We start from the raw sequence: 26,168 nt of genomic DNA, 5'->3' as shown, positions 1-26,168 counted from the left end.
TCAGGCATCAAATGTTCAAAACTTTTAATTTATCTTATTATCTTCAACTTCAAAATTATATTTTGAAGGTTCAATTATAAACTCTGTTACACCACGACCATTTTTTAACAACATGATTCAGCAAAAAGGCAATAACAAAACCATCTTTATTGTTTTAGGTCCGTTGATATTTATTATTCTTCAGCTAATAGACCGTCCTGCTGATATTCCGGAAAACGCCTACACAGTATTAGGCATAACAATTTGGATGGCAATTTGGTGGATTTCAGAAGCGCTGCCCATTGCAGTAACTGCCCTATTGCCAATAGTCTTATTTCCTATTTATAATATCTCTGAAATAAATGAAATCACATCCTCATATGGACATAAATACATATTTCTTTATATCGGTGGATTCTTAATTGCTATAGCTGTAGAAAAATGGAATTTACATAAACGAATTGCCTTAACAATAATCAATTTTATTGGAACTGATTTTAAACGGATTATACTAGGATTTATGTTAGCCACATCATTTCTGTCGATGTGGATTTCTAATACTGCTACAACGGTCATGATGCTACCTATTGGTATGGCAATTATTTCACAAATACCCTCAAAAGATAAAAAACCATTTGGTAAAACACTCATGATAGCTATCGCTTACAGTGCGAGTATAGGTGGTATAGCAACTTTAATTGGCACGCCACCTAACCTGGTTTTAGCTGGCATTCTTGAAGAGTTATATGGTGTCAAATTATCTTTTATCAAATGGCTTTCCATCGGACTACCTATTTCTATAATCCTATTTATTATTTGCTGGCAGTACTTAATCAGATTCAATCTTAACATGAAGCTCACAGAGTTTCCTGGAGGAAAAAGTGAATTAAGAAGATTAAAGTCGGACCTTGGCCACATGTCTTATGAGGAGAAGGGCGTTTTAGCAGTTTTCCTTCTTACTGCTATTTGTTGGATATCCCGGTCATTTATAGAAAAAATTATCCCAGAAATTGATGATACAATCATCGCTATTTCCGGTGCAATTTTACTTTTTATCTTTCCTTCAAAAACAAAAGGTCAAACATTACTAAAATGGAAAGATTCCAAAGAATTACCCTGGGGAATAGTTATTTTATTTGGTGGTGGTATTGCCCTTGCTAAAGGCTTTACAGACTCAGGGTTAGCTATATACCTTGCTAATAAACTAACCTATTTGCATGGCCTTTCTTTGATTGTAATTATGTTGATTTTGATATCCATGGTTAATTTTCTTACGGAAGTCACCAGTAATTTGGCTACTACGGCAATGCTATTACCTATATTAGCTCCTTTAGCTCTTGCGTTTGACATACATCCATTCATAATAATGGTTCCTGCAACAATAGCTGCTTCGTGCGCATTTATGCTCCCCGTAGCTACTCCTCCAAACGCTGTTGTTTTTGGATCAAAACTGTTGACAATAAAAGATATGGCTAAAACCGGTTTTGTACTTAACCTGATTTCAATAACTGTAATAACTCTTTTCTGCTACATCCTTCTGCCAATATTATGGAATTTTATCCCCAACATCTTTCCTGAATTATTAAAACCAATTAATTAAATCAGTCACAATCACTTTGAGGTGTTTTGCTTAGCTGGGATGTATCAAACCCCTTAGACTCCGCTAGCTCAACTAGCCGGTTATAAAGCTTATCATCAATTTGCCTTGTCCTGCTTAATATCCATAACGAATTTCGGGAAGGGGCACCAACAAGTGCATATTCATAATTATCTCCCCTGTCAATCACATAATAATCACCTTTAAATGGCCAGAAAAACTGCACCTTAAGCTTTCCTTTTCCGGCAGAAAAAGCTTTGCCATTAATATCATTAACCTTTCCCTTTTGAATACAATAGTTATAAACATTGATATGATCGTCTTCTTTAGTATACTCAGCATAGGTGCACTCACATCCTTCCTGAAAACTATTTGGGAAGGATGCAATTTCATACCATTTGCCAACATACTTGTCTACATCAACTTCTACAGTTTCAAGAGGAGCATAACTTCCCGAATTACTATTACAGCTCAATGATAAAAGTATTATCAGGAATCCAAATGTATTTTTCATAATCTAGCACAGTTTTTATTTCAATCGTTTGAATTTATAACTCTTATTGAAATGATTAGTTTAATAACTTATCATTTTTAATGAGAATTATTTAACTTTTACCAAAGCTTAATTTTTCTATGATTGAATCAACCTACCTTATCGAAATCGCCTGGGAAGTCTGCCACAAAGTCGGTGGAATATATACTGTAATCAGATCTAAAGTTCCTGCAACCCGAGAACTCTGGGGAGACAATTACTTCCTAATCGGACCAGCAGTTGATGATCAGTACCAATATGAGTTTGACCCAACAGATGATATGAGTGGACCAATTGGTGCTGCAGTTGAACATATGAGGAATATGGGATATGAAGTTCATTATGGAACCTGGCTGATTACCGGAAGACCAAAGATCATATTACTTAAGCCTCAGGTAACATTCAATCGATTAGATACTATAAAAAAGAATCTTAATGAATCCTTTGGCGTTTCTTCGTTTGAAGATAATGAACTGTTTGATCAGGTGTTAATGTGGGGTGATCAGGTAAAAACTTTTCTGAAAATATTTTCTGAAAAGAAGGGAGATGAAAAAGCTATAGCTCATGCACATGAATGGTTGGCAGGAGTCCCCTTGTTAGGATCAAAAGAACTCAACCTGCCAATATCGACAGTTTTTACTACTCATGCTACAGCTCTTGGTAGAAGTCTGGCAATGAATAAACCTGACTTTTATAAATCATTACCAACAACTGACTGGTATCAGGAAGCTAAAAAATACTGGATTCTCCCAATAGTTCAAATGGAAAGAGCATGTGCTGAAAATGCAGATGTTTTTACAACTGTAAGTGAAGTAACTGGCGAAGAGTGTAAATATCTAATAGGCAAAGAACCAGATTTAATCACTCCCAATGGACTAAATATTAAACGGTTTAGCGCCACACACGAAGTACAGAACCTACACGAAGAATACAAGGAAAAAATTCACAATTTCGTCAGAGGCCATTTCTTTAATTGCTACAGCTTTGACCTCGACAACACTCTATACTTTTTTACATCAGGTAGGTACGAGTTTAAAAATAAAGGATATGATATTACCCTAAAGGCATTAGTCAGGCTAAATGAACTTATGAAGAAGGAGAAAATTGATAAAACTGTCGTCTTCTTTTTTATAACTCCACGACCTACCTGGTCAATAAATCCAGATGTACTACATACAAGGGCCGTAATGGAAGAAATCAACAAAACCTGTGAAAATATCCAAGAGCAGGTAGGGAAAAAATTATTCTACAGTGCTGCTGCTGATCAGGATAAATTCATCTTGCCGGATCTAAATAATTTCGTAGATGAATATTGGAAATTAAGATATCGACGCATACTTCAATCATGGAAAACCAACCAGTGGCCAATCGTCGTTACTCATAACCTGAAAAATGATATTGATGATGACATTCTTAAATTCCTCAGGGAAAAACAGTTTGTCAATAGTCCTTTGGATAAAGTAAAAGTTGTGTACCATCCGGAGTTTATTAATTCGACAAACCCACTTTTCGGAATTGATTATGAAGATTTTGTTAGAGGATGCCACCTGGGTGTGTTCCCTTCATATTATGAGCCCTGGGGATATACCCCTCTTGAATGCATCGCCCGAGGAGTACCTACTGTCACTTCAGACCTCTCAGGGTTTGGAAATTATGTTTCTGAAAACATGACTGACTATGAAGATAAGGGCGTTCATGTTTTAAAACGAAGAACTAGTACAGAACCTAAAGCAATTGAAAACCTGGCTCAATATCTTCTTCACTTTACAATGACAAGCAGAAGATACAGAATGATTCAGAGAAATAAAGCTGAAGATCTATCTGAATCATTCGACTGGAAGGAACTTACCAAGTATTATAATGAAGCTTATATTAATGCCACTAAGTGATTGATTTCACACAGACAATGTACAAATCCGAACATTTATTCGAAATCAAAACATAAAATAAAACACACAATCAACTGAATATCATTACTTTAAATTAATTGGATTGAGTTTTGGCATATAATTTTTATAAATAACTAAAATTTTAAAAGCCATGAAAACTCTTATAAAAAATCTATTATGTGCAGTATTATTAATTGGATTAATTAATATTTCATTTGTCAGTAATGCCAAAAACTTTGATCCTAAAAGACTGAAATCAGGATTAATTTTTGATGTAAAGAAAATTGATAATCAGCTAAAGCTTAGACTCGACATCCGGCAACCAAACAAAGACTTAGTCATGATTAAAGTAATGGATGAAAAGGGAGTTGAGCTATACAAAGCCTTTACAAGTAAAAGTGAACATAGTTCCATTTTAAACTTATCAAATCTTGGATATGGTGATTACCAAGTAGAGATTGCTTCTGGTGGAGAGTCTAAAATCGAAAATATCAGTTTTGATAAACCAGTATATCTTGATTCCAAATTATATATAAAGCATTCCCCAAATGATAAAACCATAAAAGTTTATGGAAGAAATTTGGAAAAACCCGCAAAGATTTCAATTCAAAACTCAGCGGGTAGGTATATAATTAAAGACTATTATAATCTCCAAAATTTCAATGACAAATTAGACACAAAAAGATTGAGAAAAGGAATATATACAGTAACAGTGAAATCTGCTGACATAACAGAATCAATGAAAATTGAGATTAAATAGATGTAGAATTTTCATGCGTTAAAAGGGGTGGGTAAAACCACCCTTTTTTTATGGAATTAACATTAAATTAAACTATCCCCCAAACTGCGGTATCTGCGTTTACAGTTAATTAACCCACATTTTACACACAAAATTGACCTTTAAAAAGGTTACATGTAGCACTTTCGAACCAAGTATGTTCATAAGTGCACACTTTTTTAACTAATACCTAATACAATTTTTATATAAACAACTGATAATCAATTACTTATTGTTTTTTGGCATTGCTTTGGCATTTACATAATCACAAAAACGAAATATAAAAAATTAAAATAATACAACGCCATGAAAACTTTATCAAAATCAATCTTCGCAGTAACATTAGCCTTAGCATTTGTCTTAACATCATTTACTGCCAGCGCAAAAATCTATGATCCTAACAAAGGAATCTTTGATCCGAAGAAAATGAGTTCAGGTCTGATGTTTGACATAGACAATTTCAGACACAATGCTCTTAAATTCAGACTTGACATTTACCAGCCACAAAAGCAACTTGTTAATATTTCAATATTAGACAAAGAAGGAACAGTAGTATACAATGCATTTACAAGTAAAACCGAATCAGCTCAATTATTTGATGTTTCAAGCCTGGGTTACGGAGAATACACAGTTGAAATCAGCACCTTAGGAGAAACAGCATCTGATAAAATTGTACTTGAAGCACCAGAGTATTTAAGACCAAGAGCATTCATTAAAGAAAGTGAAGTAGAAAAAAACAGAGTTACAATTGTATCCCTAAATGCAGAATCTTCAGTGAAAGTTAAAATAGTAAACGAAAATGGAAAAGTAGTTTTTAGTGACGCATATTATCTTGAAAATTACAGAGAGCATTTGGATCTGAATTGGTTACCAAAAGGAAAATATACAGTATCAATGGATTTTGATGACATCCATGAGTCTCAAGAAATAACTGTAAAGTAAATAACAGAGTCATAACAAATATAAAAAGAGTGGTCATAGCCACTCTTTTTTTTGTGCCCACCTGTGATTAACTTAGCAGTTATTTATGGGTAAAGATTACTATCAGATACTTGATTTAGGGAGATTCGCATCTCATTATGAAATAAAATCTGCATATCGAAGATTGGCTTCTAAATATCATCCGGATGTAAATAAAGATCCGGAAGCAAGCGAGTATTTCATTCAGATAAGAGAAGCATATGACACTTTATCCAGTCCTGATAAAAAAGAAATCTATGATCAAAAGCTCAGATATCAGAGTTTATTAGATCAGGGTACCATTCCAAAAACAAATAGAAGACAGAAAGCTACTCAACCACCTCCTCGTCCTCCCATTTTCAGAAAGAGAAGATATACCGGAGGGTATTATAGTACTCAGGGATCTTACAGCAAAAAAGATATCGATGAATCATACTCAAGGTTTAAAAAGGCTTTGAATTATGTCAATATTATAATTTTGATTGGCGGTTTGCTTTTAATGATAGATATGCTAACTAAAGAATCATCCGGAACATTTTACTTCACAGCTATTGAAGAAGAGATTACCGATGAGGGAAGCTATTTTAAAATAATTAAAGAAACCTATAATGTTTCAGTGGGTCCATTTAAAGAAATTAGCATATCACATCCGGGAATTCTCTATACTTCAAAGATATTTCATGTTAGGGTTGGCTTTAAAATAATGACTGATCAGGGATATGTTTATATTCGAGACAGGGCTCCTGTGTATGGGAATCTAATATTTTTCCCGGCACTAGCATTATTTTGTAGTTGTATGGCAATTATATACTATAAGAAAACCACACTCATGGGGAATTTTTCGACCTCAGCAATTGTTTTTGCTTTGATCACAGCTTTGGCATTGCTAATGTCTTAAAAACAAAAAAACCTGCCTTCCTGAGAGGAAAACAGGTTTAATTAACCCAACCATGAAAACTCATACCGACAATTAATCTGTTTGATCGCCGTCACAACCAATTCGGGCGATAACCTATTAACTAAACACGACATCTAATGTGTCAGTCGGAATTCGTATTACAAATGTAGGGCGAATTATACTTTAAGAATATACAATTATGACTAACTAATATCAAATTATGACTAACATCTCATCTTCAAGCCTTTTTCCACTCACTTGGAAGCATTCCAAACTTGTTTTTAAACAAGGAAGCAAAGTGGCCGGGGTTACTAAAGCCCGTCAGGTAACTAATTGAGGAAATACTATAATCAGAATTTAAAATTAAATTCCTTGCTTCTTCTAATCTCGCTTCTTGTAAATATGAATAAACCGGCATTCCAAAAACTTCTTTAAATACACTTCTCATTCTTGAAGGAGATAAGGCAGCCTCCTCTGCGAGCTCATCCATAGCTGGTTGTTTCGATAAATCCTCAAGTAATTTTTCTCTCACCTTATATATACGCTCATAGGCGTCTGTCTTTATCTTTCCTTGTTTGCTTTTAACAGAAAAATCTCGTTTATCTACCTTATGCAAAAATTGCATTATCAATTCCTCTGCCCTGACTTTTCGAAAGTTCCTACCGAAGGAGTCATCATCAGCATTTTCATGAATTTCACCAATCAACTTTTTCATTTCCAAAGTGATCATTTCATGAATTATAATATCTTGATCGGAATGAAGAATATATCTTGTAAACTTGCTATCCTTCTCAAAGCTTCGAATGTATTCAGGTTTTAACCTGATTGATAAAAATCTGAATTTTTTTTCAAGAGGAAGAAACATTTCACTCGGTTCAGACGACATTCCAAAAGACACTCCATGTAGTGATTCACTTCCAACATGAACATTTCCTAGTTCAGGAATCTTAAATTCGATTGCAGGAGCGTCAATAAATAATACCGGGAAAAAATTATTTGAAAGCTTTCCATGCCTAAAAATCCTCACGGGCTCATGGATAATACACTCTCTGGTAATAATAAGGTCAAAAAGTCCTTCAAACTCTTCGATTCTCACATCAAGAAATAGCTCGCCGTTATTTATTAGAAGACGATTACCCGTGACAGGTAAATCATATTCACGCGCTATTTCATGCAGGATATCTCTGGAGTTATCCGGATGAATATTCAAAGTAATCATTTAATGGTTGGGTGGTTAAACCGCAAATTTAAGAGCAATACAATAGAAAGGATTCAAAAAAACGGAAATATTTATCTTTTTTCCTACAAGTGGTCATCAACTGGCTCCCATAGTTCGATTTTCCTTCCTTCAGGATCTACAATCCATGCAAATTTGCCGTAAGGGTAGTCTTCCATTTCTCCTACCTGCTCAATCCCTTTTTTCGCCAATTCACCAAGAAGTTCGATCAAATCATCTACACGATAGTTAATCATATAGTCATGATCTGATGGCGAAAAGTAATTTGTATTACCAACAAACGGGCACCAGGTTGTAGATCCATTACCTTCTTTACATCCTTCATCCCATTTAAATACCCGACCATACTGATCATAATCTATCCCTAAATGATCTTTATACCATTTTTTTAGCCTTTCGGGATCTGTAGATTTAAAAAAGACCCCTCCTATTCCTATTACCTTTGCCATATTAAACTCTTTTACAGGAATTTACAGGGTTAAAAGGAATAAATCAATGTTTTCCGATCAAGATTTCTCCCACATTCAAGGCAATCATATCTGCAAGCTTATCCGTAGGAAGATCATTTTGCTGAGTACCAAAAGGATCTTCTATTTCAAGACTCACTTCGATCATCGATAATAACAAGTACGCAATAAAAGCCACAACAAAAACCGAATTCCATCCCATTGCTTCAATCAGACCAAAAGGTAATGTAAATAAATACAACCATGAGATAGAGTTAACTAAGAATTGATAACTAGCAGGAATGGGGGTATTCTTTATTCTCTCACATTTACCCAGATAATCGGTAAACAAGCTTCCCTGGTCACTAAGTTTTATATACTGATAATCTGTAATTTCACCATTTTGATAGGCTTCTTTAAATCTTCTTTGGAGCAACATTATTAAAGCATTTGGTTTATGATCCATGCTTTTCATAAAATTAAATTCTTCTTCCGATAAAAAATCATATGCTGACTCATCATTTATGTTTCTTAAATGATCTTTTAATACATGAGGGAATGCTGACAATAAACCTGTAAAATCTTCCAGACGGTATTGATTACTCCTAAACAACTCCTTTAACAACATAGCTGTATGTCTAGAAGTATTAACCAGAGTCCCCCAAATCTTTCGTCCCTCCCACCAGCGATCATAAGCGGTATTATTTCTAAAAACTAATAAAATACCCATTGCCGCTGTTAAAAAACCAGCGAAAGAAATTCCTGTTTTAGTATTAATTAATTTAGCCTCAACCGTCATATAGGCTATTATAGAAGCTACTAAAACCACTAAAATTAATTTTGGAATTAACTTTACAAACATTGACCACTTAAACTTTATCAGTGGCCTGGAATCATATTCGTATTTAACCTGATCGAGGTAATCGGTAATTTTGCTCATTTATTTTTCTAATGCTTGTTCAAGGTCTGCAATTAAATCTTCTACATCTTCAATTCCAACACTTAGCCTTATCAATGAATCTGTAAGTCCCACTTTTATTCTCTCTTCTTTCGGAATAGCTGCGTGTGTCATTGTAACCGGATGCCCACAAAGAGACTCTACTCCACCAAGTGATTCGGCCAAACTAAATATTCTGAATTTCTCAAGCACCTTAAATGCTGCTTTTTGTGTATCATCTTTTAAAGAAAAAGAAATCATTCCTCCAAAACCTCTCATTTGTGACCTGGCTACGTCATAACCTGGGTGGCTTTCAAATCCCGGCCAGTAAACATTTTCAACTGAAGGATGGGTAGTCAACCATTTCGCTACTTCTTCACCATTTTGACAATGGCGCTCAATCCTTAAATGGAGTGTTTTTATCCCTCTCAAAACCAAAAATACATCTTGTGGCCCCGGTACTGCCCCACATGAGTTTTGAATAAAGGCCAGGCGTTTTGCTAAGTCATCATCATTAACAACCAAGGCTCCCATCACCACATCACTATGACCTCCAAGATATTTAGTTGCCGAATGCATCACAATATCTGCTCCCAAATCAATTGGAGTCTGGAGAATAGGAGTTGCAAATGTATTATCAACAGCCAAAAGAATATCTTTACCTTTGATAATATCTGAAATTGCTTTTATATCAATAATATTCATCATCGGATTAGTCGGTGTTTCAACCCAAACCAGCTTGGTATTATTATTAATGAAAGAAGCAATTTTCTCCGGCTCAGACATATCAATGAAATGAAACTTTATTCCAAAGTCTGCAAAAATTCTCGTAAATATCCTGTATGACCCACCGTACAAATCATTGGTACTAATAACTTCATCTCCGGGTTTAAGTAGTTTAATCACTGCATCGATTGCTGCCAGTCCTGAAGAAAAACAAAGTCCGTACTTCCCATTTTCTAATGCGGCAATGCTTTTTTCAAGTGCACTTCGTGTAGGGTTTTTTGATCTCGAATATTCATACCCCTTATGTTGCCCAGGAGATTCCTGAACATAAGTTGTTGTTTGGTATATGGGTGTCATAATTGCTCCCGTTGCAGGATCAGGTTCAACACCGGCATGAACAGCTTTAGTACCCAGTTTAGTCATATTTTTATTAATTTATTTTCAAAAGAAAATTAAATTCAGGATAATGCTTCGTAAAATTAACAGATGTTAGGTTCCAACAAATTTTTTCACACGCTTATTTCTACTTTTTGGGGAGCATGGCAGTTTATTGGCCCGCTTATCTGTAGTTCTACTTTAATTGGATATTTAATTCTCAACGATATCACTTCTCTACCTGTTTCACTGGTAGATTTGATAATATATTTTCTGGTTTCTGCTATAGTTATGGGGCTGGCACTTATGCCTACAACGCTGACTGCAGCCTTATGGGGCTTTTACTTGCCATGGTACACGTTTCCATTTCTGGTTGCCGGCTACCTGTTAGGTGCATTAATAGGTTATTACATTTCGCTTAATATTGAAGATCGGTGGCTTTATGACTTCATTAACAAAAAACATAAAAGAAAAAGAGTCTTTGAAAAATTAAGAAGAAGAGGATTTCGAACTGTAGTTGCTGTTCGCTTGTCGCCGATTTTGCCTTTTGCTGTGATGAATTTTGTTATGGCTGCAGCAGGTGTTCATATAAAAAAATTCTTTTACGGTAGCCTTGTAGGAATGCTCCCCAGGACATTACTGGCATATCTTACAGGTGCATCTGCAGCCTCAATCTATTCGATAATAGAATCAAAAAAACCGCTGCCTGTAGAGACAGCGGTATGGTTAATTTTATTTTTAATTTCTACCCTGTGGATCGGTGTTATGATCCGAAGAGCAGTTAAGAATGCTTAATTCCTTTTCTATCATAAAAAGCAGCTAACTTTTGCTTCAATGAATCTGGTGTTTCAGAATAAACCGGAGTCAGACTCTCTTTTTCAGGAAATGTTTCCATATGCAATGTTTGAGTTGGGAATGCAAACCTCACTCCTAAATCTTCAGCAAGTTCAATAATTTGTAACATCAACTCATGTCTTGCTTTTAACTCATCGCCCCAATCCGGAACTCTGAAAAACACATAATACATGATTTCAAGAGCAGAGCCAGCAAATTCATTCAAATAAATATGATAATTATCTTTTCTTGTATCCGGATGGTCATGAGTAATTTTCCTCAACCCTTCAACAAAAGCCTCAATTAATTGTGGTGGCGTATCATAAGTAACACCAAGGCGAGTATAAAATCGTCGATATACACGTAATCCATGATTATCAACAGTCATGTCTGCAAGCTGCCCATTAGGCACGGAAGTTACCGAATTTCGAAAAGTCCTGATTCGGGTAGACCTGAATCCGACCTCCTCAACAGTTCCATCAATATCACTTCCGGCAGTAATCCAGTCACCTATTTGAAAAGGTCTGTCAAGGAAGATCATAATACTTCCAAAGAAGTTCTTAAGAGTATCCTGGGCTGCCAACGCAAATGCAAGACCACCAATTGATAATCCTGTTAAAATTGGTATTACATTAATATCAAGACTACTAAGTACAAAAATAACACCTAACAAGACGACGAAAATCTTAAGTGTTTTACTCACCAATGGAACAAGCTGATCATCAAGAGTAGACTTGGTTTTTTCAGCCAACCTGTACATATAGAGACCTAAAACATCTACAAGTCGATAAATTATTATTGTACCAAAGAATGGCACTAATGCTTTTAATATTAAAATAGTGTAATGAGCAAAATCAATTGGCAATTGTAAAACTCTTACAAGTACACTCATTAAAAACACAACAATAAACCATGCTGCCGGACTGGCAATTGGAGTTACGAAGCCCTTTGCAATTTCTTTATAGCCGGCCTTAAGCAACATAGCAGTAATCACCTTTCTAAGAACGAATGTAAATAGGTTATGAACTATTACCGCTATCAGGACAAGTATTGCTAACCCTATAATCTGCCATAAATAAAGCCCCAGGTATTTACGATTACTTGTTTTGGGTAAAATATTGAGCAATTCCGCAGTACCAAATGGGTAGGTGTCTTTATGAAGTTCATTTATTATCCGAGCTGTATTCTCAGAGTAATACCATTTGTCACCAACCTTTGCCAGCTTTATTCTCGGCAGCGAAGAAGTTAATTTATAATAATGTTGATTGCTTGATGCAGAATCAAGGTAATCAGGATTATTTGGAATGCCTTCAGTGTCAACTATTATTCCTTCTCCATCCAAAACCTGCTTAAGTTTAATTGCCAGGTCCGTTCTTTCCTCTTCATCATGTGCTTCGGGATTAAATACCTTAGCAGCAATCTCCGGATGATAACTTTCAGGTTGCAGATTTGATAGATGAGTTTTAACAGTATTTTGTGGAGATGAAAGATCTATAAATACATCTTCCTTTTCATTTATGGCTAATTCTCCTTCCTGCCCTAATACAGAAAAAGAAACAAACAAGGATAGCCAAATCAGATACAAGTATTGGTATTTCTTCATGCTTTGTGAATTTTCAACAAAATAAACACCCTTTGGCTTATTATTCAACTACTGAACATTAATTAAGAAATTCACAAACAGCAAGTATTAAAATAATTACAAATTCAATAAAACATCAAAATTTTACACATTCCGCAATCAAAACATCCTGAAATTATAAAAATGTTCTATCAAAAGCCGAATATCACAATCTCAATACAACAGTTTCAAAAACACCCCTTATTAATTATAAATTTCATTATTATTTAAAAAACAAGTTTATTTTTAAACCACTAATTTATTTATAAACATATTTATACTGATATTAGGGCTATAATTAAATCTAAAACTAAACTTTTTACATTTTTTACTGAACCTTAATACTAATATGCTAACCGAATTAATTCATGAAGTTATTCAAAGTGCAGGATCTGGTTTTTCTGTACTTTCAGATGTAGCCCCTGGTACCGAAGCTTCATCTATGGCTATGGCCGAGATTGAGGCATTAAAAGAACAACAAGGGTTAAATGTATTAACCACCAACAATACCTGGATGATGTTATGTACTGCTTTGGTATTTATCATGCACCTGGGTTTTGCTGCTGTTGAAGCTGGATTTACACAAGCTAAAAACACGGTTAATATCCTTTTCAAAAACACATTAACTCCTGCAATTGGTTTATTAACTTTTGCATTTTTTGGTTTTAACTTAATGTACCCTGCATTTGCCGACGGACCGGGATGGTTTGATTTTTCCGGATTTTTATTAAACGACACTGATGGGGTCGGGTATAACTCAGGTTACACATATTGGACAGACTTTTTATTTCAGGGGATGTTTGCTGCTACCGCTGCCACCATTGTTTCTGGTGCCGTAGCTGAACGTATTAAAATAAACGCCTATTTTATTTTTACCGTGATCTTTGTTGGGTTGATCTATCCAGTAATCGGTAGTTGGAAATGGGGCGGCGGAGCATTAGATGCGATGGGCTTTTATGATTTTGCCGGATCAACACTGGTACATTCAGTGGGTGGCTGGGGAGCGCTTGCTGGTATTATCATGATTGGCCCTCGTATCGGTAAATATGTTGACGGAAAAGTCATTGACAAACCTGGAAGTAGTGTGCCTTTAGCTACAATTGGTGTTTTCCTACTTTGGTTAGGATGGTTCGGATTCAATGGAGGGTCTGTACTATCTGCTGATCCAATGGCAACTTCTGTTGTTCTTGTTAACACCAGTCTAGCTGCATGCGCCGGAGCAATTGGCGGATGTTTCACCGGATTCTTCATGTTTAAAAGACTTGATTTCGGCATGGTACTTAATGGTATCCTCGCAGGACTTGTAGGAATCACAGCCGGAGCAGATGTAATGAATATCACAGATTCACTTATCATCGGACTTATAAGTGGTATTCTGGTAGTGTTTTCTGCTGTCACTCTTGATAAATTTAAGCTTGATGACTGCGTAGGAGCTGTTTCTGTACACTTAACTTGTGGAATATTTGGAACACTGGCAGTAGGTATCTTCGGCTCAATGGCCGGATGGAGTCAATTCCTTATCCAACTTAAAGGTGTAGCTATCTGCGGAGGTGCAGCATTCTTAACTGCATTTACATTATTCTTTATAATGAAAAAGACATTTGGTATCAGAGTTTCTGAAAAACACGAGGTGGAAGGCCTTGATAGCCATGAACATGGTATAAGAGGTTACACTATCGTATATAACGACTAAGAAAGATCTTCCTGTTTCTTCACCTGTTATGAGCAATCGGACCCCAGAACTGCGCCTGCAGCAACGGGGTCTTTTTTTATTAAAGCTTTTTACCTAAACTGCATAATATTAGATTTGCAGTACTATGTCCCAGGAAAAAATCAAACATAAAAAACCCTTTTTGCGTCGTCGTGGCGTAATCATCGGTTTTGCTTTGATTATTCTGTTTATTCCTTTCATCTATATTACTAAGGGACTAACAAAATCATATCTGCATGATTTTCTGGAAGAAAAAATTGAAGAAAAAACAAATGGTCGATATGGATTTAGTTTTTCGGAATTCCACATCAACTTTTTAGCATCAAAAGCCGAATTCAAAGATATTAATCTTCAGCCCAAAGACTCTTTCCAAATATTTAACCCGGCAGATACTGCAGGCTTGGTAGAAATACGAGTTCCGGAACTAACTCTTGATATAAAACAACTGATTCTTGTATACTGGACAAAAAAACTTGAGGTTCAAAGTATAAAACTAGATTCTCCTGAATTCATGATTAAAACAGCGGGAAGAAACAAGGATGCGTCCCTTAGTGGTGAAGTTGGAAACATATATAATCAGATATCGGAATATCTCGAGGAATTTAAAATAGACAACCTGAATATTAATGACGCTTCAGTTACTTATTTATTGGTTAAAAACAATAAAATCTGGCCTGTCGTACTTAACGGTATTTATTTATCAATTAATGATTTCCTTTTAAACAGGCAGTCTGTTACCGAAAGAACCAAATTTCTAAGTGCAGATAATGTCACATTTTATTCAGGACAACAAAAAGTATTTCTCAATGACTCAATTCATTATATTTCATTTGATAGCCTAAAACTAAATACCCTTCGCTCAGAGATAAAAATAAAGAATTTCACTATTCAACCCGCAGAAGACATTTCACACGAAGAGGTAGAAAATCTGGTCTATTACAACACCCCAGGCCTTGAAATAAGAAATATTAATTTCAACCGATCCTATCAAAACAATATACTTGATGTAGGACAAATTAAATTAACTGAGACCACATTTAACACCAAAAACCATTGGGTGAAAAAGATGATTAGTGGTCAGCCATCTAAAAAACAAGACAATAATTTTTCAAAATTTCTTTCTTCGGTATTTAATGAAATTGAAGTAGACACTTTTCAGATGGCTCATGGTAAAATGATCTTTGAACAAGAAAACGGTGCTGTTCTCCATCTTCCAAAAATCGAAATCAATATATTAGACTACATTCTGGATAGCTCAATGATTTCAAATCAAAATTATTTTCCAGGATATACAGACATTAATGTAAGACTACTTAGCCCAAATTACAGATCAGGATCTAAAGAACTGAATTTTAACGCTTCATTAATTGAATTCTCATCCAATTCAACAATTTTAAAGATTAATAAACTAAAGATTACCAAGAAGGCAGTAAACAATAAAACACCTGAACTAGAAGCATATTTACCTGAAATAATTATTGATGGACTAGACAAAACGATGCTTAATAAAGACAGCATTGTTTCGCTTAAAGAAGTTTACATTAACAGTCCTGATTTATTTATCCGCTCGACTAATGTCAATCGTGATCAAGGCAGAAAATCCATTCTTGCAGAATTACCTAAATCCTGGTTAAATGCTAAAATCGAAAAACTCGGAATGGATAATGCCAGAATCGAAATCAGCAAACGTCGAGGTCAGCAAAATCCTCAAATCTTAACAACTGGTTTAAAAGTTGAGATAGAAAATATGATCTGGGATGAAACCATTACCCTTTCTCAAAGTTTAAATAATGCCTATATCAAAAATATTTCCAGCGATCATATAACCTTTTCATTAAACAACGGTGGCATAATTGAATCAAATTTCACTGTTGTCAATAATGATTTACGAGACATTTTTGTTCAAAACATTAATTTTCAAAAGAACCCAAGCGACAGTCTGTCCAGTAACCTAAGTTATTACGGAGAAAGAATCCGGATTTACAGGCTTTCTAAAAGCGCGCTAATAAACAACTTGAAGATAGTGGCAGATAGTGCAGTATCAAGCAAAGGAAATTTAATTTACCACATTATTAATTCTGAAAAAAACGACACTTTAACTAATAGAAATACAGTTAAAACCTTAAACAGTATAAAGCTAAAAGCCATTAATCTCAATGATACTCAACTTGATATAAATAAAGATTCAATATTTCATTTTACGACCTCAGGTTCATCAATTTATACTACGGATCTTAACTGGGAGAAAAATACAGATTCTCTTATCCTGGGATTTGATAAATACCGTGTGGACTTTAATCAATTAAAATTTGCTCATCAAGGATCAGGACACGATCTTACTGCCGACAGAGTATATTCTAATTCGGCAACGGACAATTTGATTTTCAATAATCTAAAAATCAAATCAACCGATGATCAAAACAAAAAAGGTCTAAAAATAAACGCCCTTATCCCTAAGCTTACTGCTTCAGCGAATAATTTATCAAAGGGTTTAAATAATAAAAAAATTGCATTTGAATCACTGGAACTTGAAAATCCCGATATAAATATCAAAATCGACAAGAATAATTTATCGAAAAAGGAAGCCGGAAAACTATCTTTTTCTTCTGAGAAATCGACAATAATAAATGGTAATCTGGCAATTGATATAATAGGAATAAAAGGCAATAACACACTCATTTCTACTTCTTCAATAAATGGCAATATTAATGGTTTACAAACACTAAAAGACTCAACTGGCATCAAATGGCCACAGGGAGGAGAAATTTCAATTCTTGATATCAATTTTGATAATAAAGACATCAATATGAAAGCAGATAGTATACTAACTGGTATAGCACCAGGATCACTGCAAATTATTCAAGCCAGTGCCACTCCAAAAGACACAACACAAAACTGGCAGGCAAACATTGACAAAGTATCCATTAATAATTGGGATATTCCACACTTATTATCTCAGAAAGAGTTCATCGCCCGATCAGTACTTATTGACGGAGTGACATATACTAAATTACTAGGTCGTGAAACCAATGACTCAGAAAAGAAAAATAATTTTCTGAATATAAAAGAAGAAGCGAATGATTTTCTACTCGAGAAATTTAATGCTTTATCAAAAATTGATATAGGACAGTTTTCATTAACCAGAGTTAACTTTTCAATTGCCGATCCTTTTCAGGAAAGATTAGCTGTTCAGGGATTCAGGTTTGCAACTAAAGATCTTAAAGCAAATTTTTCTAATAGACGAAACATCTGGGATTACAAAGGACTTGAGACCGGCTTTGACTATTTCTTTTATCCCCTGGCTTCATATAATATTCAAAGTGGATATACTATTTGGGATGACGCTGCACAAACTCTTTCGGTCAGAGACTTTAATATCGTTCCGACACTACCTCCGGAAATTCTGGCCCAGTCTCAAAACTATGAGGAAGACATTGTAACCCTTAGACTTGGAGAAACCATTATTAAAAATTTTAACACTCTTGAATTATTAAATGATAGCACAATTCAGGCTGATCAGATAATTATAAAAAACCCTGAACTAAACATTTACAGAGATAAAAATAAACCTGTAGATACAAACAGTAAAAAACCTTTCCCTAACGAACTAGTTTTGAATAGTTCGTTAGGATTAAATATTAACAAAATCACTACTTCTGGAGGCTTTTTAAGATATATTGAAGTGCCTGAAAACGGACTTTTACCGGGAGATGTCATCCTAACCAATGTAAATGGTGATATCACAAACATTTATAGTAATCCTTCAGACAGCACTCATCTTTTAATTAATATGGCTGGTAACCTGATGGGGTCAAGTAAAATCACTCTGGATCTTGACTTTGATTTAAATAGTAAGGAAGGTGCATTTAAAACTACAATTGGACTTTCACCGATGCCTTTAACAGACATGAACGCCTTTCTTGAGCCTTCTGCTATGATTAGATTTAATACTGGTCAACTTGATACTGCAATGGTTTTTGCCCAGGGTTACACTGACAATATTTATGGCAACATGGGCTTCTATTATGAAGACATGTCCATGACCCTATTAAAAGTAAGTTCAGATAAAGAAGGTGGAGTAAAGGGAACTCTGGGTGGTTTTTTTGCGAACATGATCTTGAAAAAGAACAACACTGAAGAGTGGTACAAAAAACCAAGATACATGTTCTATGAAAGAGTTGAATATCGCTCATTCATTAATTTTCTGGTCAAAGCCTGCCTTACCGGTGTTAAAAGTAATATGGGTGCAGGTAGAAACCTGAAATTTATACGGAGATTTTATCAGGACGAATTCAAACCTGAAATCGAAGAGCTAAAAGAATCTCGTCTGAAACATTAATTATTTGAATATTCCTCTAACAAAACAGTTGTGTATTTGTTAAAAATGCATGGCTACAGAACAAAGAATAAAATCCAATTATATCAATCATTTGCTGACTGAACCTGAGAATCTAAGGTCTGTTCTGGCATTTTGTAAAAAGCTTAAAATCAAGGAAGAAGAATTCTATGAACACTATAGTTCATTTGAATCTCTTGAAGCCGATATCTGGCAAGGCTTTTTTAATGAAACTATCAAATCATTAGGTAAGGAAGAAGAATATGAATTATATCCGGTAAGAGATAAAATGCTATTCTTTTACTATACCTTATTTGAAGTATTGAAGAAAAACCGGAGTTATATCCTGTTTAGAAAAGACGCTTTCGAAAAACCACAAAGACCACCTCAATATCTTAAAGAATTTTATTCGTCTTTTAAAACTTATGTGAATGAATTGATTGATGAAGGTGTGGAAGGTGGAGAAGTTTTCAAATTCCCTTTAAAAGAACAGTTGAAAAACCCATTTCTCGTTCAGTTAATCTTTTTAATAAACTTCTGGATCAAAGACAATAGCAAAGACTTCGAGAAAACAGATGAAGCTATTGAGAAAAGTGTTCGTCTGAGCTTTGAACTCATCAGCGGTGGTGTCTTTGATGCGGCCCTTGATTTCGGGAAATTCATGGTAAGACAGTTTAGTTAATTTAGATAGGTGTAGATGGCAAATAAGAGACAGGAAAGTATTCCTGCTGGGAAAGTAAAACGTGCTAGCAGATTTTTAAGCACAGGTATAAAAGTTGGTGGCAATTACATTAAGCATTTCGCAAAAAAGGCAACCGGTGAAAATGTAACTAAAGAATCCTTAGACCAAGCAAATGCAGAAGATATTTATGGTCTGCTAAGTGAACTCAAGGGTTCAGTACTTAAAGTTGCACAGATGCTCTCCATGGAAGATCAGGTTTTACCAGTGGCTTATCAGGAAAAATTTTCATTAAGTCAAAACCGGGTTCCACCATTAAGTGGACCATTAATCCGCAAAACATTTGTAAAATACCTGAGCAAAAAACCATCAGATGTATTTGATTATTTTAGTCCTGAAGCTGTATATGCAGCCTCCATTGGTCAGGTACATAAAGCTACATTAAATGATCAAACGTTAGCTGTAAAAATTCAATATCCTGGCGTGGCTGACAGCATCCAGTCTGACCTGAAAATAGCCCGCCCCCTGGCTGCTAAACTATTAAATATTTCTTTGAAGGATCTGGATTATTATGTTAAAGAAGTTGAATCTAAATTAATAGAAGAAACAGATTACAATCAGGAACTTATTCAGGGAATGTTTATCTCCGAAAAATGCAGCCATCTGGAAGGTATTGTGTTTCCTGAATTTAAAAAAGAGCTATCCTCTGAAAAAATACTGGTGATGAGTTGGCTTTCCGGACCATCACTAAAAGACTATATCGAAAAATACAATGGTCAGGATATTATTGATTCGAATAGTATCGGACAGGCATTATGGAACTTTTATAATTATCAGGTTCATAATTTAAAATTAGTTCATGCTGATCCTCATCCGGGTAATTTTGTAATAACAGACGAAGGAAAACTGGGAGTTCTTGATTTTGGATGTACTAAGGAGATTCCGGATAGTTTTTATAATTCATTTTTTGCTCTCATTGATGAAGGTGTACTTGAAGATGATCGACTACTTGAAAAATACCTGATCGAACTTGAGATAATTAGAATAGATGATTCCAAAGACACTAAAGATTATCTTATTTCGGTATATAGGAATATAATTGGCATGGTAGCCGAACCAATTATTGCCGGGAGATTTGATTTTTCCGACAAGAAGTATTTTGAAAAAATAAATAATGCCGGTAAGGCATTGAGCAAAGATAAAAAATTAAAGAAAATAGGTACAGCAAGAGGGTCCAGACATGCTATTTACATCAACAGGACTTATTTCGGACTCTACAGGCTATTACATATGTTAAAAGCAACTATAAATACAAATGCCTTTATGGAGAAGGTTGAAATGTAAAAAGTCCCCTTAATAAAGGGGACTCTTCTAAAATTTAAGCTTTTCTATTTCTACACAAATGCTAATTAATATATTCTTTAGCGGCATGTCAAACTAGCAATAAAACAGATTTTAAATCGCTATTCTTTTCATAATTTCAGATACACTATTTTACAAAGCTTTGATTTCAACTCATCAGTTATTCCACATTAAATAATTGCAATTTAACTATAAAGAAACTTCAGCTTTTATTAGTTAATCGTGCATTTTCATAACAATAAAAACACTCAGCAATTAATTCTTGATAAAAAGTGATATAAATTGGCAAAAAACTAAAAATCTTATATTTTCGGATTTTTTAAACCAAATTTTATCAACTACATAATCAGAATTATGAAACTTTTTAAATTTTCAATTTTAGTCTTATTCTTTCTATTTACCTTTTGTGCATTCTCTCAATCAAGCAATTGGTTTGTACTTACAAAAGGGGGTAGCGTCTATAAAAATGGAACTAAAATAGACTCCGGATACAAAGGAATTGACATCGCATCTGAAGGAGATAACTATTATATCCTTACTGCGGGAGGAAGTGTTTATAAAAATGGAACTAAAATAGATTCCGGATATAAAGGAATTAATATTGCAGCTGCGGGGAATGATTATTATGTGCTTACCGAAGGTGGAAGTGTCTATAAAAGTGGAAAAAAAAATAGACTCCGGATATAAAGGAATTGACATTGCTGCTGATGGTGAAGACTATTATATTCTTACTGCCGGAGGAAGTGTTTATAAAAATAGCAATAAAATTGAGTCAGGATATAAAGGTGTAGCTATTGCTGCAGGAGGCGGAAACTATTATGTGCTTACTGATGGTGGGAGTGTTTATAAAAACGGAAATAAAATTGATTCTGGCTATGTAGATTATGACATAAGCTCTGAAGGAAACGACTATTATATTCTTACTGAAGGTGGTAGCGTTTATAAAAATAGCAGCAAAATTGAGTCAGGATATGTTGGATTAAAAATTGCTGATTAAGAATATTACAAACCAAGCAATAACTCAATTATAACTAGTTCGATATGCCCTAAAAGAATATATCGAACTAGTTATAAAACCGATTTAAATTCGCTTTTCTTTTATTTTTCCAGTTCGTTTTTCAAACATCTTGAAGAATGGAGTCTCTACTAAAAATCAATACTTTTTAGATCCTGATCGGGCTTAGCGTACGACAATCTTTCAAGTTTTTCTGTTTTATGATATGCATCTAAACCTGCAACAGTAATGGTTCCGGCTTTATTCAAATCCAGAAACCCGTCTGAAGCCAACACTCCTTCAGGTAAATGAATATCGATAATTTCACCTATTAACATTTTAGTCCCATTGGTGGCTATATTGATTTCCTCAATCAGTTTTAATCCGATTTTAATAACAGATTCCTTAACAAATGGGGCTTTAAAACCATTTAAAAATTCTGCAGTAAGACCGGTTTTATCAAATTCAGACTCTTCCTTTTGGTATCTGGCTGCAGATTGGTGAGCACTCCTGTAAATATTTTCAGTAACATGATTTAAAGTGAAATACCCTGTTTCGATAATATTCAAATAAGTATGCCGGGGTACTGATACCGGTCTGATAATCATTCCCTGCAATGGAGGGTCTGCACCAATATGAACAACAGAACTTATTGGAGCTAAATTGGTAATTCCCTGTCTGTCGAAAGTTCCACACAAATTCAGTGATTTAAATCCACTGATACAATTAATCAAATTAGTTCTGACTCGTTTATCCATCTTTTCGATAGATAGCCGATCAATTAAAAAATCATTTTCCATAAATTATCCAGGTATTTGAAGGTCTCCCATCCCACCATCTATTTTGAAAATCTGGCCTGTAATCCAGGAAGAATCTTCTGAAAGTAAATATGTTACTGCTTTGGCAATGTCATTTGGAGTTCCTACTCTTTTGAGAGGATGTCGTTTTGCCCCAAGCTCCCTTTTCCTTTCATCAGATAATAACTGCGAAGCCATAGGCGTATCGGTCAAACTTGGCGCAACTGCATTAACTCTGACTTTTGGTGCCCATTCAGCAGCCAGAGACCTGGTTATACCCTCAATAGCTCCTTTTGAAGCCGCTACGGAAGTATGATAAGGCATCCCTGTCTGGACAGCAACTGTACTAAAAAGCACCACAGAAGGGTCATTACCTTTCTTTAATGATTTCATTGCTGTACCAAGTACCTTAATCGCACCAAGCACATTTATTTCTATGTCAGACTGAAAATCATCCGCTTTCAATGACTGAAAAGGCTTTAAATTTATGGATCCGGGACAATATGCCAGTCCATCTAGTTTTTCAGGAAACAATTCAGGAGTAATATCATCAGATAACACATCAAGTTTTACATGGCGAACATTTTCTATTGATTCCTCAAAATGCCTTGAAAAAACCAAAATTTCATGTCCTCTCTCAGCCAGAAGTTTAACTGTTGCCAGACCAATTCCACTACTACCACCTATTATTGCAATTGTTTTTTTCGCAGACATAATTATCCTTTCAATTCCTCAATCTTTTTATCAATTTCATCAACCTTAGCCATCATCTGATCTGAGGCACTTCGATCAGTATGTGATAATTTGTAAGCTTTTTCCAATAGCTTTTTACGCTCCTTTTGAAGCTTTTTTACCGGGTCACTTTTAAATAATCCAAACATACTTAACTAACATGGTACCTTAGGTTTTGTTTAGCTAAATAAATTAAATAGTTAAACAAAATATTATTAATCATCATACCAATTAGAAAAATCAGCTTTATATAACTCTTTAAGAATACTAATTGTGTTAACAGAAAGGGAGATTTCTTTGTTAGAGGGATTAAGATGTGGGATTTTACTTTTTTGGTGGCTCTCACTAATTGGGAAACCAGCCAAACCATCTTCAAATTTGATAATTTCAGCGTGTTTTACAGCTAAACTCACCAGATAAGATTGACTTTGAAAATGATCATCAATTAACCTTGTAGGTATTTTATTTAATCGTTCTGCAAATTGATCAACATTCAACCCTCTTGGCAATATTTCAAAAAGATAGTCTTTGAAAATATACTTCTCATCAACCATCATAATGTTTGCATAAGCTGATTTAAATCTAAGGATGGGATTTCTTACTACAGCAATAATTTTTTTAGTTGGATCAACAACATCCTTCGATAGCAATTCTTTGGCAAACATTTCAATTTCATAATCATTCTCAGGACTAAGGTTGAAGTATTCAGAAAGGAAATAGTGAATTATAGAAGTACTTCCTGTTTTTGGAATTCTATAATAAATAACTTCAGACTTTTTATGCTCAAGATATCTTGGTCGTGACTTCGGGCTATGAAATAAAATAAAATTCACCTGATAAAAGAAATATCCAAGATAAGGGATGCCAAGGATAAACTTCTTAATCGGGCTTACAGAGGAATTAGAATCATATTCGGAAAGGTATTTTTTCCACTTTCCGTGTTTTATTAATAAAAAAATGAAACTGATCCATCGAGACATGACCACAAATTAGCAGTATATATTGTAAGCTGGCATTTTACCATCTAATTTTGTAGCAAATTTTAATAAAATGAGATATCTGACACAAATAATATTTGTATTAATTCTATTAACAGGATGTAGTGCTAGTGAAGAGGAACTAGTTAATGAAGCCAGAAACCGAATGAGTGAAGGAAGAATGGCGGATGCACTCCCTCTTTTGGAAAATGCCCTTGAGAAAAATCCTGACAATTATGACGCCCTGGTATTGCGTGGAGTAATTTCTTTTGAAGATAAAGACTTCCAAAAAGCAGAAGCATATTTTACCAGAGCTATTACAAATGACAGCACTCAATACAAAGCCTTTTATAATAGAGGAAATGCCAGAAGAGAATTAAACAATTATGATGCATCTGTACAGGATTATACAAGAGCAATTAAAATTGATAGTTCTATCGTAGATATTTATAATAACCGTGGAGCCGTATTACAAAAACTAGGTTTCCATCCTCAGGCAATTGAAGACTTCAACAAGGCATTAGAATTACAGCCTGATTTTGCTCTTGCTTTTGCTAATAAAGGAAAAAGTTTAATTGCATTATACAGACTTGATGAAGCAATTTCTGCATTAGAATCTTCATTAAACATTCAGCCTGACCTGGCATTTGCAAATTTCTGGATGGGATATGCCATGATCAACAAGGGTGATAAAAATGAAGGTTGCAGACTACTAAGCAGAGCTAAAAACCTTGGTTTTGAAGAGGCTCAGGCTGCAATTGACCAATATTGTCAGGAATAAGATGAGTAAAACTGTAATCGGCACGGATATTAAGGAAGCAGCTTCCATCTTACAAAAAGGTGGCCTTGTGGCTGTTCCGACTGAAACTGTTTATGGCCTTGCAGCAAATGCAACGGACCCAAAGGCTGTTACCGGAATTTTCGAGGCTAAACAAAGGCCGTCATTTGATCCGTTAATTGTACATACAGATTCTTTAGAAAAAGTGAGATCTTTCACTAAGTCAATTCCGGAAAGTGCATTAAAACTTGCTAATCAATTTTGGCCAGGGCCATTAACCCTCATTCTTGAAAAGAAAGATCTAATTCCGGATATCGTAAGTAGTGGACTGCCTACTATTGGAGTCAGGATGCCAGATCATCCTCTTACCCGTGAGTTACTTTCAATTCTTGATTTCCCAATTGCAGCTCCAAGTGCGAATCCATTTGGTTATATCAGCCCGACTAATGCAGAACATGTTAAGGCTCAACTTGATGATAAAGTTGACTACATATTAGACGGTGGCGAGTGTAAAGTAGGAATTGAATCAACAATAGTTTCTTTCGAAAATGATGTTCCGGTAATACTCAGACTTGGTGGATTGAGTATTGACGACATCGAAAAGGTAGTTGGAAAAGTTAAAATCCAGCCTCATAGTTCATCAAATCCGAAGGCTCCGGGAATGTTGAAAAGCCATTATGCACCGAGAAAAAAATTCTATCTGGGTGATATTGATAGTCTGCTTGAGAAATTCCCTGGAGATAACATAGGAGTACTCACATTTACAAAGAAAAATATCAACCGACCTCATCATTATATTCTTAGTCCGGAAGGAGATACCAATGAAGCTGCAGCCAATCTTTTTTCTTTCATGAGAAAATTGGATAATAGTCCTATTGAAGCTATTATTGCAGAGAAAGTACCTGAGGTAGGCCTTGGCAAAGCAATAAATGACAGATTAAGCCGGGCAGCAGCAGATACCTGACAACAACCTGAATTAATTGTGTACCCCGA

The 26,168-nt window shown here is 34.9% G+C and carries 24 protein-coding genes; 14 read left to right on the top strand and 10 right to left on the bottom strand.

Features of this window, described 5'->3' with window-relative positions; translation table 11 throughout:
- Positions 1-112: 112 nt before the first annotated feature.
- Positions 113-1,579, top strand: a complete 1,467-nt coding sequence (locus HH304_RS11750; RefSeq protein WP_169681646.1) for an SLC13 family permease — start codon at positions 113-115, stop codon at positions 1,577-1,579.
- 1 nt (position 1,580) lies between these two features.
- Here HH304_RS11750 and HH304_RS11745 read toward each other — a convergent pair whose 3' ends face one another.
- Positions 1,581-2,090, bottom strand: a complete 510-nt coding sequence (locus tag HH304_RS11745) for a lipocalin family protein (protein WP_169681644.1) — start codon at positions 2,088-2,090, stop codon at positions 1,581-1,583.
- Positions 2,091-2,209: 119 nt separating this feature from the next.
- Here HH304_RS11745 and HH304_RS11740 point away from each other — a divergent pair, with 119 nt between their 5' ends.
- The 4 genes from HH304_RS11740 (at position 2,210) to HH304_RS11725 (ending at position 6,633) form a co-directional block, all read left to right on the top strand.
- Positions 2,210-3,997, top strand: a complete 1,788-nt coding sequence (locus tag HH304_RS11740; protein WP_169681640.1) for a glycosyltransferase — start codon at positions 2,210-2,212, stop codon at positions 3,995-3,997.
- Positions 3,998-4,148: 151 nt separating this feature from the next.
- Positions 4,149-4,757, top strand: a complete 609-nt coding sequence (locus HH304_RS11735) for a T9SS type A sorting domain-containing protein (RefSeq protein ID WP_169681638.1) — start codon at positions 4,149-4,151, stop codon at positions 4,755-4,757.
- Positions 4,758-5,081: 324 nt separating this feature from the next.
- Entirely contained in the window at positions 5,082-5,717 is a 636-nt protein-coding gene (locus HH304_RS11730) for a DUF3244 domain-containing protein (protein ID WP_169681636.1), read from the top strand.
- Positions 5,718-5,802: 85 nt separating this feature from the next.
- Positions 5,803-6,633 carry a J domain-containing protein gene (locus tag HH304_RS11725; RefSeq protein ID WP_169681634.1) on the top strand — a complete coding sequence of 277 codons (831 nt, stop codon included), beginning with the start codon at positions 5,803-5,805 and terminating at the stop codon, positions 6,631-6,633.
- 238 nt (positions 6,634-6,871) lie between these two features.
- On the opposite strand, the gene HH304_RS11720 is transcribed toward HH304_RS11725, so the two are convergent.
- The 4 genes from HH304_RS11720 to HH304_RS11705 form a co-directional block, all read right to left on the bottom strand.
- Positions 6,872-7,852 carry a helix-turn-helix transcriptional regulator gene (locus HH304_RS11720; protein WP_169681632.1) on the bottom strand — a complete coding sequence of 327 codons (981 nt, stop codon included), beginning with the start codon at positions 7,850-7,852 and terminating at the stop codon, positions 6,872-6,874.
- 83 nt (positions 7,853-7,935) lie between these two features.
- Positions 7,936-8,319 carry a VOC family protein gene (locus HH304_RS11715; RefSeq protein ID WP_169681630.1) on the bottom strand — a complete coding sequence of 128 codons (384 nt, stop codon included), beginning with the start codon at positions 8,317-8,319 and terminating at the stop codon, positions 7,936-7,938.
- A 43-nt stretch (positions 8,320-8,362) separates the two neighbouring features.
- Positions 8,363-9,256 carry a bestrophin family protein gene (locus HH304_RS11710; RefSeq protein ID WP_169681628.1) on the bottom strand — a complete coding sequence of 298 codons (894 nt, stop codon included), beginning with the start codon at positions 9,254-9,256 and terminating at the stop codon, positions 8,363-8,365.
- Positions 9,257-10,402 (bottom strand): cystathionine gamma-synthase, encoded by a 1,146-nt coding sequence (locus HH304_RS11705; RefSeq protein WP_169681626.1) that lies wholly within the window; start codon positions 10,400-10,402, stop codon positions 9,257-9,259.
- 63 nt (positions 10,403-10,465) lie between these two features.
- On the opposite strand from HH304_RS11705, the gene HH304_RS11700 reads away from it, so the two are divergent.
- Complete coding sequence (locus tag HH304_RS11700; protein WP_169681624.1) at positions 10,466-11,149, top strand: TVP38/TMEM64 family protein; 684 nt, start codon at positions 10,466-10,468, stop codon at positions 11,147-11,149.
- On the opposite strand, the gene HH304_RS11695 is transcribed toward HH304_RS11700, so the two are convergent.
- Positions 11,136-12,791, bottom strand: a complete 1,656-nt coding sequence (locus tag HH304_RS11695; protein ID WP_169681622.1) for a mechanosensitive ion channel family protein — start codon at positions 12,789-12,791, stop codon at positions 11,136-11,138. The genes HH304_RS11700 and HH304_RS11695 overlap by 14 nt on opposite strands.
- A 460-nt stretch (positions 12,792-13,251) precedes the next feature.
- Here HH304_RS11695 and HH304_RS11690 point away from each other — a divergent pair, with 460 nt between their 5' ends.
- The 6 genes from HH304_RS11690 to HH304_RS11665 all read left to right on the top strand — a co-directional run bounded on the left by HH304_RS11690 (position 13,252) and on the right by HH304_RS11665 (position 21,894).
- Complete coding sequence (locus HH304_RS11690; protein ID WP_169681693.1) at positions 13,252-14,502, top strand: ammonium transporter; 1,251 nt, start codon at positions 13,252-13,254, stop codon at positions 14,500-14,502.
- Between the two features lie 124 nt (positions 14,503-14,626).
- Positions 14,627-18,859 carry an AsmA family protein gene (locus HH304_RS11685; RefSeq protein ID WP_169681620.1) on the top strand — a complete coding sequence of 1,411 codons (4,233 nt, stop codon included), beginning with the start codon at positions 14,627-14,629 and terminating at the stop codon, positions 18,857-18,859.
- A 49-nt stretch (positions 18,860-18,908) separates the two neighbouring features.
- The gene (locus HH304_RS11680) at positions 18,909-19,538 is read left to right on the top strand and encodes a TetR family transcriptional regulator C-terminal domain-containing protein (RefSeq protein ID WP_169681618.1); all 630 of its coding nucleotides are present in this window, start codon (positions 18,909-18,911) and stop codon (positions 19,536-19,538) included.
- 15 nt (positions 19,539-19,553) lie between these two features.
- A complete protein-coding gene (locus HH304_RS11675) occupies positions 19,554-20,879 on the top strand; it encodes an ABC1 kinase family protein (RefSeq protein WP_169681615.1) in 1,326 nt (441 codons plus the stop codon).
- Positions 20,880-21,251: 372 nt separating this feature from the next.
- Positions 21,252-21,584 (top strand): histidine phosphatase family protein, encoded by a 333-nt coding sequence (locus HH304_RS11670; protein WP_169681613.1) that lies wholly within the window; start codon positions 21,252-21,254, stop codon positions 21,582-21,584.
- Entirely contained in the window at positions 21,556-21,894 is a 339-nt protein-coding gene (locus HH304_RS11665) for a hypothetical protein (protein WP_169681610.1), read from the top strand. Before HH304_RS11670 ends, HH304_RS11665 begins: the two co-directional genes overlap by 29 nt.
- A 149-nt stretch (positions 21,895-22,043) precedes the next feature.
- Here the strand turns inward: HH304_RS11665 and HH304_RS11660 are convergent, their stop codons facing one another.
- The 4 genes from HH304_RS11660 to HH304_RS11645 form a co-directional block, all read right to left on the bottom strand.
- Positions 22,044-22,691 (bottom strand): flavin reductase family protein, encoded by a 648-nt coding sequence (locus HH304_RS11660; RefSeq protein WP_169681608.1) that lies wholly within the window; start codon positions 22,689-22,691, stop codon positions 22,044-22,046.
- Positions 22,692-22,694: 3 nt separating this feature from the next.
- Positions 22,695-23,402, bottom strand: coding sequence for an SDR family NAD(P)-dependent oxidoreductase (locus HH304_RS11655; RefSeq protein WP_169681606.1), 708 nt, complete (start codon positions 23,400-23,402; stop codon positions 22,695-22,697).
- A gap of 2 nt (positions 23,403-23,404) precedes the next feature.
- Positions 23,405-23,569, bottom strand: a complete 165-nt coding sequence (locus HH304_RS11650) for a Lacal_2735 family protein (protein ID WP_169681604.1) — start codon at positions 23,567-23,569, stop codon at positions 23,405-23,407.
- 66 nt (positions 23,570-23,635) lie between these two features.
- Positions 23,636-24,400 carry a sulfotransferase family 2 domain-containing protein gene (locus HH304_RS11645; protein ID WP_169681602.1) on the bottom strand — a complete coding sequence of 255 codons (765 nt, stop codon included), beginning with the start codon at positions 24,398-24,400 and terminating at the stop codon, positions 23,636-23,638.
- 70 nt (positions 24,401-24,470) lie between these two features.
- Between HH304_RS11645 and HH304_RS11640 the strand changes: the two genes are divergently transcribed.
- Together HH304_RS11640 and HH304_RS11635 are read left to right on the top strand one after the other, a co-directional pair.
- Positions 24,471-25,178 (top strand): tetratricopeptide repeat protein, encoded by a 708-nt coding sequence (locus tag HH304_RS11640; RefSeq protein ID WP_169681600.1) that lies wholly within the window; start codon positions 24,471-24,473, stop codon positions 25,176-25,178.
- A gap of 1 nt (position 25,179) precedes the next feature.
- On the top strand, positions 25,180-26,139 hold the full coding sequence (locus tag HH304_RS11635; RefSeq protein ID WP_169681598.1) for an L-threonylcarbamoyladenylate synthase: 960 nt from the start codon (positions 25,180-25,182) through the stop codon (positions 26,137-26,139).
- The last annotated feature ends 29 nt before the right edge of the window (positions 26,140-26,168 follow it).

The sequence above is a fragment of the Marinigracilibium pacificum genome (assembly GCF_012926615.1).
GTDB lineage: Bacteria > Bacteroidota > Bacteroidia > Cytophagales > Cyclobacteriaceae > Mangrovivirga > Mangrovivirga pacifica.
Note: the sequence above shows the minus strand (reverse complement) of the source record. Positions and strands in the feature narration are given on the sequence as shown.

What these genes read in the sequence shown, in the direction of transcription:
- HH304_RS11750 (WP_169681646.1), top strand. Translation starts at nt 113, where the DNA reads ATGATTCAGCAAAAAGGCAATAACAAAACCATCTTTATTGTTTTAGGT.
- HH304_RS11745 (WP_169681644.1), bottom strand. Translation starts at nt 2,090, where the DNA reads ATGAAAAATACATTTGGATTCCTGATAATACTTTTATCATTGAGCTGT.
- HH304_RS11740 (WP_169681640.1), top strand. Translation starts at nt 2,210, where the DNA reads ATGATTGAATCAACCTACCTTATCGAAATCGCCTGGGAAGTCTGCCAC.
- HH304_RS11735 (WP_169681638.1), top strand. Translation starts at nt 4,149, where the DNA reads ATGAAAACTCTTATAAAAAATCTATTATGTGCAGTATTATTAATTGGA.
- HH304_RS11730 (WP_169681636.1), top strand. Translation starts at nt 5,082, where the DNA reads ATGAAAACTTTATCAAAATCAATCTTCGCAGTAACATTAGCCTTAGCA.
- HH304_RS11725 (WP_169681634.1), top strand. Translation starts at nt 5,803, where the DNA reads ATGGGTAAAGATTACTATCAGATACTTGATTTAGGGAGATTCGCATCT.
- HH304_RS11720 (WP_169681632.1), bottom strand. Translation starts at nt 7,852, where the DNA reads ATGATTACTTTGAATATTCATCCGGATAACTCCAGAGATATCCTGCAT.
- HH304_RS11715 (WP_169681630.1), bottom strand. Translation starts at nt 8,319, where the DNA reads ATGGCAAAGGTAATAGGAATAGGAGGGGTCTTTTTTAAATCTACAGAT.
- HH304_RS11710 (WP_169681628.1), bottom strand. Translation starts at nt 9,256, where the DNA reads ATGAGCAAAATTACCGATTACCTCGATCAGGTTAAATACGAATATGAT.
- HH304_RS11705 (WP_169681626.1), bottom strand. Translation starts at nt 10,402, where the DNA reads ATGACTAAACTGGGTACTAAAGCTGTTCATGCCGGTGTTGAACCTGAT.
- HH304_RS11700 (WP_169681624.1), top strand. Translation starts at nt 10,466, where the DNA reads ATGTTAGGTTCCAACAAATTTTTTCACACGCTTATTTCTACTTTTTGG.
- HH304_RS11695 (WP_169681622.1), bottom strand. Translation starts at nt 12,791, where the DNA reads ATGAAGAAATACCAATACTTGTATCTGATTTGGCTATCCTTGTTTGTT.
- HH304_RS11690 (WP_169681693.1), top strand. Translation starts at nt 13,252, where the DNA reads ATGGCTATGGCCGAGATTGAGGCATTAAAAGAACAACAAGGGTTAAAT.
- HH304_RS11685 (WP_169681620.1), top strand. Translation starts at nt 14,627, where the DNA reads ATGTCCCAGGAAAAAATCAAACATAAAAAACCCTTTTTGCGTCGTCGT.
- HH304_RS11680 (WP_169681618.1), top strand. Translation starts at nt 18,909, where the DNA reads ATGGCTACAGAACAAAGAATAAAATCCAATTATATCAATCATTTGCTG.
- HH304_RS11675 (WP_169681615.1), top strand. Translation starts at nt 19,554, where the DNA reads ATGGCAAATAAGAGACAGGAAAGTATTCCTGCTGGGAAAGTAAAACGT.
- HH304_RS11670 (WP_169681613.1), top strand. Translation starts at nt 21,252, where the DNA reads ATGAAACTTTTTAAATTTTCAATTTTAGTCTTATTCTTTCTATTTACC.
- HH304_RS11660 (WP_169681608.1), bottom strand. Translation starts at nt 22,691, where the DNA reads ATGGAAAATGATTTTTTAATTGATCGGCTATCTATCGAAAAGATGGAT.
- HH304_RS11655 (WP_169681606.1), bottom strand. Translation starts at nt 23,402, where the DNA reads ATGTCTGCGAAAAAAACAATTGCAATAATAGGTGGTAGTAGTGGAATT.
- HH304_RS11650 (WP_169681604.1), bottom strand. Translation starts at nt 23,569, where the DNA reads ATGTTTGGATTATTTAAAAGTGACCCGGTAAAAAAGCTTCAAAAGGAG.
- HH304_RS11645 (WP_169681602.1), bottom strand. Translation starts at nt 24,400, where the DNA reads ATGTCTCGATGGATCAGTTTCATTTTTTTATTAATAAAACACGGAAAG.
- HH304_RS11640 (WP_169681600.1), top strand. Translation starts at nt 24,471, where the DNA reads ATGAGATATCTGACACAAATAATATTTGTATTAATTCTATTAACAGGA.
- HH304_RS11635 (WP_169681598.1), top strand. Translation starts at nt 25,180, where the DNA reads ATGAGTAAAACTGTAATCGGCACGGATATTAAGGAAGCAGCTTCCATC.